Origin of the sequence: Thiofilum sp., from assembly GCF_016711335.1 — a bacterium.
Lineage (GTDB): Bacteria > Pseudomonadota > Gammaproteobacteria > Thiotrichales > Thiotrichaceae > Thiofilum.
Genome location: NZ_JADJTF010000001.1, coordinates 3162171 through 3175219 on the forward strand (window position 1 = coordinate 3162171; position 13049 = coordinate 3175219).

Genomic DNA, 13049 nt, shown 5'->3' on the forward strand with positions numbered 1-13049 from the left:
AGGGTTTTGGGTTAAGATGCGGGGGTTGCTGTTGGTGTGAAGTGGTGATGGCATTGGATAAAACCCCAGAAGAGATGGCGTTAGAGCGAATTGAGGAGTGTCGACGGACGCGCTCACCTAAGTTGAATTTGCGTAAATTAGGTTTGGCTGAAATACCAGAGGCAGTGTTTGAGCTGACGTGGCTAGAAGAGTTAGATGTTTCAGGAAAGTGGGGTAATCGTGGTAGTTTACGCTCTATTCCCACTCAAATTGCTCAATTAACGCTACTTACCAAGCTGGATATTAGCCGTAATCAGTTTACTGAATTGGGCTGGTTGCAATATACCCCTCAACTGCAATCCTTAGGCTGTAGCTACAATCAACTCACGTCCTTGCAGGGCTTAGTACATACCCCTCTACTGCAATCCTTAGACTGTCGCTACAATCAACTCACCTCCTTGCAGGGCTTAGTACATACCCCTCTACTGCAATCCTTAGACTGTCGCTACAATCAACTCACCTCCTTGCAGGGCTTAGAGCATACCCCTCAACTGCAATCCTTAGTCTGTAGCTTCAATCAACTTACCTCCTTGCAGGGCTTAGTACATACCCCTCTACTGCAATCCTTAGACTGTTACAATAATAAACTCACCTCCTTGCAGGGCTTAGTACATACCCCTCTACTGCAATCCTTAGAGTGTTACAATAATAAACTCACCTCCTTGCAGGGCTTAGAGCATACCCCTCAACTGCAATCCTTAGGCTGTGGCTCCAATCAACTCACCTCCTTGCAGGGCTTAGTACATACCCCTCTACTGCAATCCTTAGGCTGTAGTGGTAATCACCTCACGTCCTTGCAGGACTTAGTGCCACTGCCTCAACTGCAATCCTTAGACTGTAGCTCCAATCAGCTCACGTCCTTGCAGGGCTTAGTACATACCCCTCTACTGCAATCCTTAGACTGTCGCGACAATCAACTCACGTCCTTGCAGGGCTTAGTACATACCCCTCTACTGCAATCCTTAGACTGTTACAATAATAAACTCACCTCCTTGCAGGGCTTAGAGCATACCCCTCAACTGCAATCCTTAGTCTGTAGCTTCAATCAACTTACCTCCTTGCAGGGCTTAGTACATACCCCTCTACTGCAATCCTTAGACTGTAGCTCCAATCAACTCACTTCTATAGAACCTATTCAAACCCTCGGATTGATCAACCAGCTTGAACCTTTACGCTTGTACGGCAACCCCATTAAACATATTCCACCTGCTATTTTTGGCTCTAGCATTAATGACAATTGCCTCGAATCCCTCAAACACTACTGGCACGACCTCGCCCAAGGCGCTACTAGAGTCCAACAGCTCAAAGTCCAATTAGTCGGCAATGGTCGAGTCGGAAAAAGTACCCTTGCCTATGCCCTCGAACATAAAAAAGCCCCAAGTGAACATTTTGCCTCCACACATGGCATTGTCATTAAAAACATTGACCTACCTGTCGAGGGCTTAGACCAGCCCGTCACCTTGAATCTCTGGGATTTTGGGGGACAAGAAATCTATCACGCCACCCACCGCCTCTTCCTATCCAGCGATTGTGTCTACCTCCTACTCTGGGCAGAAGATACTGAAGAACATGAAAACGAAATCCGCCACCCGATCAGCTACTGGCTCGAATCGATTAATGACTTAGGCGAAAATTGCCCCGTGATTCTCGTCAAAAATCAAATTGACAAGCCCAAAAAGCTTCCTATACAACCTTTTGATAGTTGCCACTGTATTGGCTCGGATCATATCACTCAAGTTGTTCAAATCTCTTGTAGAGATTACTCTGGATTTTCTACCTTAAAAGGGGCACTAGCAGATCTTATTAAGCTTCTGGAACACAAAGTCTGCCTAGACCTCCCTAACTCATGGCTTGCCGTCCAAGACGACTTAGAGCGCCTACGCCCTGAAAAAACTATTCCCTTTGCCCACTTTGAACAGCTTGGTATTAAACACGGGGTGAGCGATGCGACATGGTTTGTTCAATACCTACACGACACCGGAATACTCTTTTACAGCAAAGGCAAGTTTCAAGATCAAATCATTATCGATCAAAACTGGGCAATAGAGGCAGTGTATAAAGTCTTTGATCCCTATGCAGATCATCGAGAACACATCAAAAGTATGCACGGTGTGGTTAAGCCTTCCTATTGGAAATATATCTGGTCTGAGGTTAGCGCAGAGGAACGCGGGATTTATCTGCAATTTATGAAAAGCTGTCACATTGGCTATGTTAAAAACTACGATTATTGGAATAGTAAACCCCTAACCCAATACGAATTTATTATTCCCGCCTTATTACCCGAAAATACCCCAGCCAAAACTATTTGGGGCAATGATCAAGCACATGATTGGCTTTTGACTGTCCATTACCCTTTCCTACATCGCAGTATTATTGAGCGCCTCATCATAAAGTTGGGTGAACACTATCAAGATAAAAGTAGCCCTTGGCTGCATGGCACGCATTGCATCACCCCACACGGTCAATTACTCATGGAAGCGGTGATTGACAATGCCAAGCTCTCTAATCAAGGCAAGGTGTTATTTAAACTACGGGGACAACAGTTAAACGCCCTACTTCTAGAGTTACGCAATCTTATTCAAGAAATCAGCCCCCATAATCGCTATGAAGAGTATTTAACTCAACAGGGTAAAACTCAATTACTCCCTCAATTGGAAGCATCACACGAAGCAGCAGAGCAGAAAACTATGGACAAAAAAATCAAAATTTTTATTTCTTATTCGCATGAAGATGAAAAACCTTTCTTAGAAAAAACCGAACAATGCCTTAAAAACTTAGGGCGCACCCTACCTATCGAGTTTTGGCATGATCGCAAACTCCTTGCGGGTTCTCCCGTACATGACGTGATCCTCAAACAACTCGAACAAGCCGATATAGTCATTCTCCTAGTCAGCCCCGACTTTATTGCTTCCGATTACTGCTTTACTAAAGAAATCGTCGCTGCACTAAAACGCTACGAACAAGAACAGAACATTGTCATACCCCTCATTATTCGTGCTACCGAAGGTTGGCGCGATTACCACATCGGGAATATCACCGCCCTCCCTACCGATGGCAAACCTGTTGAAGATTGGTCTAGTCCTGATAAATTTTGGGCAGATGTACAAAAAGGTTTGCGCCTAGCCATTCAAAACTTACTAGACAAACCCTAACTAGCGCCGCTAAGCACCTTCACCTATGAGAATCCACACCGCTCTCTTGCAGTGTATGACCTACTGCATTATCCTAGCTTTTAGTTTTGATCGAAATCAAAATCAGCTATTTTGCTAAGACGTACCGCCAGACCTCGCCTTAGCTATCGTTAGGAGAATCACAGTTTGTCTAATTTGCAGTATTTACATGGCTTTGGTAATGAATTTGAATCCGAAGCCCTCACAGGCGCATTGCCCATAGGACGCTTTAGCCCACAGCGCGTCAATTATGGACTCTATGCCGAACAATTTAGCTCCACCGCTTTTACCGCGCCGCGTGCCGACAACCGTCGTACTTGGTTTTATCGCATTCGCCCCTCAGTCATGCAAAGCGACTATAGTGCGCTAGATACAGGTCTCATTCGTACCGCCCCCAGTAATGAAATACCTACACCTCCGTCCATGCTGCGCTGGAACCCTATTCCTATGGCGACTCAGCCTACTGATTTCATTGAGGGCTTAGTTACCCTAGCTACCAATGGTTCAGCCGCAATGCAGGCAGGTATGGCAGTGCATATGTATCGCGCTAATCAATCCATGACCGAGCGTTTTTTCACTAATGCGGATGGTGAATTACTCTTTATTCCTCAGCAAGGAGGCTTGCGTCTGCATACGGAGTGTGGGGTATTAGAGGTTAATAGTGGCGAAATTGCCGTCATTCCACGAGGCATGAAATTTCGAGTGGTCTTACTCGATCACGAAGTGCGCGGCTATCTATGTGAAAACTACGGTCATCCTTTTATTTTGCCAGAGCGCGGCCCTGTTGGAGCCAATGGCTATGCGAATGATCGTGATTTTGAAATTCCAGTAGCCGCCTATGAAGATCGTGAGGGTCAGTTTGAGTTAGTCACTAAGTTTATGGGGCAACTCTACCGTTGTGAATTAGATCACTCGCCCTTAGATGTAGTCGCATGGACGGGTAATTCAGTCCCCTATCGTTATGATTTAGCGCGTTTTAATGTGATGAATACAGTGAGTTATGATCATCCCGATCCCTCTATTTTCACTGTCTTGACTTCGCCTTCAGGTACTGCGGGGGTAGCGAATATTGATTTTGTGATTTTCCCACCGCGTTGGATGGTAGCCGAAAATACTTTCCGTCCGCCTTGGTATCATCGCAATGTGATGAGCGAACTCATGGGATTAATTCACGGGGTGTATGACGCTAAAGAAACAGGCTTTTTACCCGGAGGCATGAGTTTACATAACTCGCACGCCCCCCACGGCCCTGAAGCAGCGGTATTTGAAAAAGCCAGTCAGGTCGAGCTAACCCCACAACGCTATGAGAATACTTTAGCCTTTATGTTGGAATCGCGTTATGTGATTCAGCCCACCCGCTATGCCCTTGAATGTCCTGAGCGGCAACAGAATTATTTAGACTGCTGGGCGGGATTAAAAAAACAGTTCACTGGAGCTACCCTATGAAACTAGCCTCTTTAAAAGCCGGACGTGATGGCGAATTGATTGTCGTATCACGCGATTTAACTCGTGCAGTGAAAGTGTCCACTATTGCTTGCACGCTGCAACAAGTATTAGATCATTGGACGCGCTACGAACCACCATTAAAAAGGGTGTATGACGCTTTGAATGCCGGAAGTGTAGCAGGTGAGTTTAGCTTTAATCCTCAAGACTGTGCCGCGCCGCTACCCCGTGCCTATCAATGGGCTGATGGCAGTGCTTATGTCAATCATGTCGAGCTGGTACGCAAAGCCCGTAAAGCGGATATGCCAGAAAGCTTTTGGCATGATCCTTTAATTTATCAGGGTGGCTCAGACAGTTTTATTGGAGCTTGTGATGATATTCCGCTGGCGAGTGAAGAGTGGGGGATTGATTTTGAGGCAGAGCTTGCCGTAATTACCGATGATGTGCCTATGGGTAGCACACCCGCTCAAGCCGCCGACAAAATCCGCCTCATTATGCTGGTGAATGATGTATCCCTACGCGGTTTGATTCCCGCTGAACTCGCCAAAGGATTTGGCTTTTTTCAATCTAAACCCTCTAGCTCATTCTCACCTATTGCGGTGACACCGGATGAATTAGGAACTGCTTGGGAGGAGGGGCGTGTTAATTTGCCCCTATTAGTGCACTACAATCATCAGCCCTTTGGTAAAGCCAATGCTGCCCAAGATATGGTGTTTAACTTCCCGCAACTGATTGCTCATGTGACTAAAACACGTCCCTTAAGTGCGGGTGCGATTATTGGTTCAGGTACGGTGTCTAATAAGCAAAATACTGAATTTGGCTCAGCGATTCAGGACGGTGGAGTAGGCTATTCGTGCATTGTAGAGCTACGCACCATTGAAACGCTCAATCAGGGCGCTCCTATTACCCCGTTTATGAAGTTTGGGGATAGGGTCAAGATTGAAATGCTAGATCATGCAGGACAATCGATTTTTGGAGCCATTGACCAGCAGGTGGTGCAGTACCATAATCCTACCTAACCACAACCTTTGGAGTTAACGCATGGAATTATTTAGTTACTTTCGATCTTCAGCCGCATTTCGTGTGCGCCTCGCGCTGAACTTGAAAGGTATTCCACACACGATAACTCCGATTAGTTTAATGAAAGGTGAGGAACAATCGGCTGATTATTTAGCGCTTAATCCTCAAGGCTTTGTACCCGCACTGCGTCTCGATAATGGTCGGGTACTGACCCAATCTCAAGCGATTATTGAGTATTTAGAAGAGACGTATCCGGCTAAACCGCTATTTGCTGCTGATCCTATAGTGCGAGCCGAACAGCGTGCTTTTGCGGCGGTGATTGCCTGTGATATTCATCCTTTGAATAATTTGCGCGTGTTGAATGATCTAGAACAGCGTTTTGGTGCGGGCAATGAGCAAAAAGATCTCTGGTATCGGCATTGGATTAAAGAGGGCTTTGAGGTATTGGAAGGTTTATTGCAAAACCATGCGGGGCGCTTTACTTGGGGCGATACGCCTTCACTCGGTGATGTGTTTTTGTTACCACAAACCTTTAATGCATTACGCTTTAATGTGCCGATGGAGGCTTACCCTACCATTATGGCGATTTATCATCATTGTTTAGAATTACCTGAAATAGTAGCCGCTACCCCCGCACAACAAGTGGACGCGTTTTAATACTGAGAGTCAGTAGGTAGGGGTAGTAAGGCATTTCTTCCGCAGTCGCTGTGAATACATCCTTGTACGCTTCGAGTCGGCATCCTTGCCTACAAGACTGCTCCAGAAACACCTTACTACCCCTACTCTAGGCTTGAAAGTGATGGTGCTATCCGTAGCACTACTATTTCTACTGCTAGGAGTTTTTATTGATGTCAGCCCTACTCTGGCAACCTTCCGCTATGCAAATGCAAAGCAGTCAAATGTACCACTTTATGCAGTGGGCAAGTGTTCAAACCCAACAAAGCTTTCATACTTACGACGAGCTGTATCAGTGGTCGATCCAAGACTCTGCTCAGTTTTGGTCACTGCTCTGGGATTACACCCAAGTACGCGGTACAAAAGGTGAGCGCATACTGGTGCATGGGGAGGATATTGAAAAGGCGGTATGGTTTCCTGATGCGCAATTAAACTTTGCAGAAAATTTATTGCGCAAGCCAGACGGCGGAGGCAACACGGTAGCGATTTATTTTAAAGTCGAAGATCAACCCGTGCGTACTTTGACCTTTAATCAATTACTGGATCAAACCCAAAGAGTCGCGCAGTGGCTCAAAACGCAGGGTGTACAAGCGGGAGATCGGGTGGCGGGTTATGTCGCCAATACGCCTGAAACAGTGATTGCGATGCTAGCCGCTACCAGTTTGGGTGCGATTTGGACTTCGACCTCGCCTGATTTTGGTGAGGAGAGCGTGATCGAACGCTTTGGTCAAACCGAGCCTAAGATACTGTTTGCGGTGGATGGCTATTTTTATAATGGCAAGCGCTTAGATATTCGTAACAAAATTAAAGCAGTACAAGCTGCTATTCCGAGTATTGAGCAGACCATTATTCTGCCCCTATTAGACTTGGAGGCTAGTGAGGTAGGAACTGCTTGGTCTGAGGTGTTGAAGACTGCCAGCATGCCGCTTGAGTTTGTGCCGCGTCACTTTAATGATCCCCTGTATATTTTGTATTCGTCTGGCACGACGGGTAAGCCTAAATGTATTACCCATAAAGTTGGGGGCGTATTGCTGCAACATCTGAAAGAGCAGCAACTGCATAGCGATATTCGCCCCCATGATAAAGTGTTTTATTTCACTACCTGCGGCTGGATGATGTGGAATTGGTTAGTCAGTGCCTTAGCCTCGCAAGCCGCATTAGTGCTCTACGAAGGCTCACCGTTTTATCCTTCGGGACAAGTGCTATGGGATTATGTGGATGAGGTAGGCGTTACCCTTTTTGGTACATCAGCTAAATATCTGGAAGCTTTGAATAAGCACGGTATTACCCCTAAAACTACGCATAACTTAAGCACCCTACGCACCTTGTGCTCTACTGGCTCAGTCTTAGCACCAGAGAGTTTTGATTATGTCTATCAAGCGATTAAAACGGATGTGTGCTTATCCTCGATTTCAGGTGGGACTGATATTGTATCGTGCTTTGTCTTGGGCAGTCCAATAGTGCCTGTGTATAAAGGTGCGAGCCAATGTCGTGGCTTAGGTATGGCGGTTGAAGTGTTTAATGAGGACGGTCAAGCGGTCGTTGGGCAAAAAGGTGAGCTAGTCTGTACTAAAACCTTTCCCTCGCAACCCGCCTTTTTTTGGGGCGATGCGACGGGTGAGAAATACCATAATGCCTACTTTGCTCATTACCCTAATGTGTGGCACCACGGTGATTATGTGGAATTAACCGAGCAGGGTGGCATGATTATCTATGGGCGTTCGGATGCCACTTTAAATCCGGGCGGGGTGCGTATTGGTACGGCAGAAATTTATCGTTATGTCGAACAGCTCGATGAAGTGCTTGAAAGTATTGCGATTGGGCAAGACTGGGATAATGATGTGCGCGTGGTGCTGTTTGTGGTGCTCAAAGCGGGTTATCTGTTGGATGAGGCATTAAAACAAAAAATCCGTACTACCATTCGTCAACACTGCACACCGCGTCATGTGCCCGCTAAAATCATTCCAGTGGCAGCGATACCGCGTACTAAGTCGGGCAAAATCGTTGAGTTAGCGGTGCGCGAAGTGGTGCATAATCGTCCGGTGAAGAATACTCACGCGCTGGCTAATCCAGAGGCGTTGGAGCTATATCGGGATTTACCAGAGTTACAAAATTAGTGGTAGAAGGGGGGAGGTCTTTGCGACCTGCACCCTACTAACTTGAGTGTTATAATCAAGCTATCATCCATATGAGGTTTATCACTATGCCTACTGTTCAAATTACCTCTGAGGTTTCCACCGAACAATTACTACATAGTGTGGCGAACCTACCCGCCCATGATCTAGAGGCATTTGTTACCAAAGTACTTACCCTCAGAGCGAAACTGAAAGCCCCTAGTATTTCGCATACAGAAGCGCAGCTCCTAACCCAAATCAACCAAGGCTTATCAGCTCAAGAACAAGAGCGTTGGACACAACTAGAACAAAAACGCCAAGCAGAAACGTTGACACCCAAAGAACATCAGGAACTACTTACCTTAAATGACCAAATGGAGCAGCTCAATGTAGTACGCATGCAGGCACTCACAACACTAGCCTTTATACGACAAATATCTATTACCACATTGATGCAAAACTTAGGCATTAGGACACCCGACTATGCCTGATCAACGTGTAACCCAGCAAATTCGACAATTAGTAGGCGATAGAGCCAAAGGCTGCTGTGAGTACTGCCTAAGTCAGACTCAATTTTCCCCGCAATCTTTTAGTGTTGAGCATATTCACCCACGTTCTTTAGGTGGTAAAACTGAACTAGACAACTTAGCACTAGCTTGTGCAGGGTGTAATGGACACAAATACAATAAGACTCAAGCTCTTGATCCCACTACGAATACTATGGCTGATCTGTACCACCCTAGAAAACACAATTGGGCAGAGCATTTTGCTTGGAATGAAGAGTACACAATTATTTTAGGCTTAACACCTGTTGGGCGAGCTACTGTTGCTGCATTGCAATTGAACAGAAGTGCCTTACAAAATCTCAGAGCTATTCTTTTTTCAGTAGGTAAACATCCACCAGAATAGTTACAAAATAACTAAAAACAGCCAATATAATGGGATTTCATTTTAATTGGCTGATTTTAGCAGTGATGTAGGAGCCTTTAAGCCGCCTGCTTGGTCAACATTCCACGCTCGACAATAAACTCAATAATGGTCTGCAAGCCTTGCTTAGTTTTGAGATTAGAAAATACAAAGGGGCGTTCTCCACGCATGCGTTTACTATCTTGCTCCATAACGGTGAGTGATGCGCCCACATACGGTGCAAGATCGATCTTATTGATGACTAATAGGTCAGAACGCGTAATACCAGGGCCCCCTTTACGCGGTATTTTTTCCCCTTCCGCTACATCAATCACATAAATCATCAGATCGGCGAGTTCGGGACTAAAAGTCGCTGAAAGGTTATCCCCACCACTTTCAATAAACACCACATCGAGATTCGGAAAACGTATTTGCAAATCCTCAACCGCTGCTAGATTCATCGATGCATCTTCACGAATGGCGGTGTGCGGACACCCTCCGGTTTCTACCCCTACAATACGCTCCACTGGCAGAGCTTCACTACGCATTAAAAACTGAGCATCTTCTTTGGTATAAATGTCATTGGTAACAACGGCAATCTCATAATCATCGCGCATAGCTTTGCATAAGGCATCCAGTAACGCGGTCTTACCCGACCCCACCGGACCACCGATACCCACACGTAAGGGATTAGACATGAAGCACTCCTAAATAAATGAATCGGTTTTGGGAGTACTTTAGGCAAGTTTTGCGCCAAGGGATAATTTAGATGCGTTGCACAGGGGCAATACGGCGCGGATTAAATTGTAAAGGAATAGCTCGCCCACACCATTCATAAGTCTGATTATTAGCACCGACCTGACTACAACCCGTACAACCTGAGCCACAGGTATTGAGGAGTCGCACTTTACCTTTTTTCATCCAGTAATCTAAGCCTAATTGAGCAGTCTCTGGAGCAAGATCAAAGTGTATGGCTACCTCTATAACACTCACCTGTCCGCGCTGCTTTATATAATCACGAATCGCCATTAAGCTCATAGAGCTAGCCTTTTCAGTTCAGCATTGCTCCCCTGTCCGGCTCGACGCAATAAATAAATCGCTAGGGCAAACACGCTTAAAATCGCTACTACCCAAAACACTGATTGCCAAGGATGCAGATTAAACGTGGCGAGCTGATAGAACCCTACCGCAGCCCCATAGGCTAATCCGGTACTCCAAGCCACACCGAGCAACGTCCATTTTTTGCCCACTTCTCGATACATAGCTCCCGTTGACGCCACACAAGGGAAGTACATTAAAATGAATAACAAATACGCAAAAGCACCAATTTTACCATTGAAATGCTGATTCATCGCGGTAAAGGTGGCACTTTGTACTGTAGCAAGATCCTCATGAGCCGCATGAGTCCCCAGAGGATCAGTGAGCGCATGGCTTAAATGAGCTAAATTATTAGGGATAGAAACCAAAGCCTGTTGCAGTGTCTCAACTATAGTAGGAGCAGTTTCCTGTGGCTGTGTTACTCCTTGATTACTATAGAGAGTATCTAATGTCCCTACGACCACTTCTTTAGCCAATAAACCACTTAAAATACCCACCGTAGCAGGCCAATTATCTTGCTCAATACCCATTGGCTCAAATACTGGAGTAATGGCTTTAGCGGTCGCACTTAATACAGATTTTTCACTATTCTCATTGCCAAATGAACCATCTATACCAATACTATTGACCACATTAATAACCATCACGACTACAATAATGAGCTGCCCCGCCTCTAAAATAAAGCCTTTGAGTTTATTCCATGTATTGATTAATACATTACGCAATTGTGGAATTTGATAGGTGGGCATTTCCATCACGAAATGATCTGCCTTACCCTGTAATACAGTCTTACGCATAATGAGCGCCGTTAAAATAGCAAAGGCAATCCCAATTAAATACAGTAAAAATACGATATTTTGCCCACCACTGGAAAAAAAGGCGGCTGCGAATAAAGCATAAACGGCTAAACGTGCCCCGCAGGACATAAAAGGCGTCATTAATACAGTTAAAATTCTTTCGCGCGGACTATCTAAAGTACGGGTTGCCATAATAGCCGGTACATTGCACCCAAAACCTACAATTAAAGGTACAAATGCTTTACCCGATACACCCAATTTGCGCATGAACTGATCCATGACAAACGCAGCCCGCGACATATAGCCCGACTCTTCAAGCATAGTGAGGATTAAATACAAGGCGGCAATAATAGGAATAAAAGTAGCAACGACTTGAATGCCCCCACCTAAACCATCGGCGATTAAAGTGCTTAACCATACAGGGGCGTGTATTAATTGTAATAAGTAGTTAGGGGTATCAATAAATAGAGCCTGAGCTAATAACTCAAAGAAATCAATAAAAGCCCCACCGACATTAATGCTAAACGAAAATAACAGATACATCAGCACTAAAAAAAGCGGTATCCCTGTCCAAGAACCTAAAACCCAACGATCTATTTTATCTGACAAGGTTCGGCTAATCTTAGCTCGCTCTTTAACACTGGCTTTGGCTATTTGAGTGGCTAAATTAAAACGGGTATCTGCAATGAGTAAATCGACCTCTTCTCCCGTCTGAACCTCAATCTGTTGACGCAGTGGGCGCACAGTGGCGTTATTCGGATCATGTAAGGCAATCAAGGCGGGAACACGGGCAAGATAGCCTTGACTGTATAGCTGAGATAGCGCTACTTCAATGCTTAGAGGGTAATCAATTTGAAATACTTTAAGTGTTCTACGCTGAAACTCAGTACGGTAATACTCACTAATAATGCTCTGTAACTGGGTTAAAGCTTCTGCACTCCTTAACGAAATGGGAAAAACTTTACACTCTAAGCGTTCTTGTAATTGTACAAGATCAATACTCAAACCACGCCGCTCAGCCACATCCATCATATTGAGCAGCACAACCATGGGTACATTTAATTCGCGCAATTGTAGAGTTAAGTACAAACCACGCTCTAAAGTACTGGCGTCTAACACATTCAAATAAAGCGTATCAGGATGGGCTTGCACAAAATCACGCGCTACCTTTTCATCCTCTGAGGTGTCTGCAAAGTCCAAAGAGTAAGTGCCGGGCAAATCAATGACCAGATAAATATGACCCTTTAAATTAAAACTGCCCTCTTTTCGCTCAACGGTGACTCCTGGCCAATTGCCTGTGCGCTGATTCGAGCCTGTTAATAAATTAAAAAGCGTGGTTTTACCCGCATTCGGATTGCCTAATAAAGCAATAGGGGGAAGATCTGAGGCAGACGTTATGTAGGAGTCTGTTGCCACTGAGGCTGAGACATTAGGTGTATTGTGTTGAGGTGGAGACCAAGATGTCATGAGTAATACTGCGCCCTAAACTAATTCTATTGTGTCCGCTACCCACTACCATATCGCCCCAACGATTACGCAATATTTGTATTGATGAACCTTTCCCCAATCCCATACCTAACAGGCGCATACGCGTAGCAACATCGGCTTGTATAGCATGAATATTGACCGAAGTATGTTCTGGCATTTGTGATAATCGCTCTAGTGCGGTAACGCTCATCTTAAGACCCGACGGAATGAAAATGATTCTCGATGTTATAGAGTTGTATAGGAATTCTCAATCTCAAACAGATAATCCGTTAGGAATATACGCTAATCGTGCACCAAAA

At 45.3% G+C, this 13049-nt stretch carries 11 protein-coding genes; 7 read left to right on the forward strand and 4 right to left on the reverse strand.

The annotated features are described in order from the left end of the window. Nucleotides 1-47 precede the first annotated feature (47 nt). The 7 genes from IPL34_RS14955 to IPL34_RS14985 all read left to right on the forward strand — a co-directional run bounded on the left by IPL34_RS14955 (nt 48) and on the right by IPL34_RS14985 (nt 9370). Nucleotides 48-3191, forward strand: a complete 3144-nt coding sequence (locus IPL34_RS14955) for a leucine-rich repeat domain-containing protein (protein ID WP_296842249.1) — start codon at nt 48-50, stop codon at nt 3189-3191. A 165-nt stretch (nt 3192-3356) separates the two neighbouring features. Beyond that, on the forward strand, nt 3357-4655 hold the full coding sequence (hmgA, locus tag IPL34_RS14960; RefSeq protein ID WP_296842250.1) for a homogentisate 1,2-dioxygenase: 1299 nt from the start codon (nt 3357-3359) through the stop codon (nt 4653-4655). Continuing rightward, on the forward strand, nt 4652-5671 hold the full coding sequence (locus IPL34_RS14965; RefSeq protein ID WP_296842251.1) for a fumarylacetoacetate hydrolase family protein: 1020 nt from the start codon (nt 4652-4654) through the stop codon (nt 5669-5671). The genes hmgA and IPL34_RS14965 overlap by 4 nt, the downstream gene beginning before the upstream one ends. 22 nt (nt 5672-5693) lie before the next feature. Beyond that, complete coding sequence (maiA, locus tag IPL34_RS14970; RefSeq protein ID WP_296842252.1) at nt 5694-6329, forward strand: maleylacetoacetate isomerase; 636 nt, start codon at nt 5694-5696, stop codon at nt 6327-6329. A 191-nt stretch (nt 6330-6520) separates the two neighbouring features. After that, nucleotides 6521-8464 carry an acetoacetate--CoA ligase gene (locus IPL34_RS14975; protein ID WP_296842253.1) on the forward strand — a complete coding sequence of 648 codons (1944 nt, stop codon included), beginning with the start codon at nt 6521-6523 and terminating at the stop codon, nt 8462-8464. Nucleotides 8465-8550: 86 nt separating this feature from the next. Continuing rightward, nucleotides 8551-8952: a hypothetical protein gene (locus IPL34_RS14980; protein ID WP_296842254.1), complete on the forward strand. Its 402-nt coding sequence runs from the start codon at nt 8551-8553 to the stop codon at nt 8950-8952. Beyond that, on the forward strand, nt 8945-9370 hold the full coding sequence (locus IPL34_RS14985) for an HNH endonuclease signature motif containing protein (RefSeq protein WP_296842255.1): 426 nt from the start codon (nt 8945-8947) through the stop codon (nt 9368-9370). The genes IPL34_RS14980 and IPL34_RS14985 overlap by 8 nt, the downstream gene beginning before the upstream one ends. 77 nt (nt 9371-9447) lie before the next feature. Here IPL34_RS14985 and ureG read toward each other — a convergent pair whose 3' ends face one another. The 4 genes from ureG to IPL34_RS15005 all read right to left on the reverse strand — a co-directional run bounded on the left by ureG (nt 9448) and on the right by IPL34_RS15005 (nt 12940). Further along, nucleotides 9448-10065, reverse strand: coding sequence for an urease accessory protein UreG (gene ureG, locus IPL34_RS14990; protein WP_296842256.1), 618 nt, complete (start codon nt 10063-10065; stop codon nt 9448-9450). Nucleotides 10066-10132: 67 nt separating this feature from the next. Further along, entirely contained in the window at nt 10133-10405 is a 273-nt protein-coding gene (locus IPL34_RS14995) for a FeoC-like transcriptional regulator (protein ID WP_296842257.1), read from the reverse strand. Further along, on the reverse strand, nt 10402-12729 hold the full coding sequence (gene feoB, locus IPL34_RS15000) for a Fe(2+) transporter permease subunit FeoB (protein ID WP_296842258.1): 2328 nt from the start codon (nt 12727-12729) through the stop codon (nt 10402-10404). Before feoB ends, IPL34_RS14995 begins: the two co-directional genes overlap by 4 nt. Further along, entirely contained in the window at nt 12692-12940 is a 249-nt protein-coding gene (locus IPL34_RS15005) for a FeoA family protein (protein WP_296842259.1), read from the reverse strand. Before IPL34_RS15005 ends, feoB begins: the two co-directional genes overlap by 38 nt. Nucleotides 12941-13049: the final 109 nt, after the last annotated feature.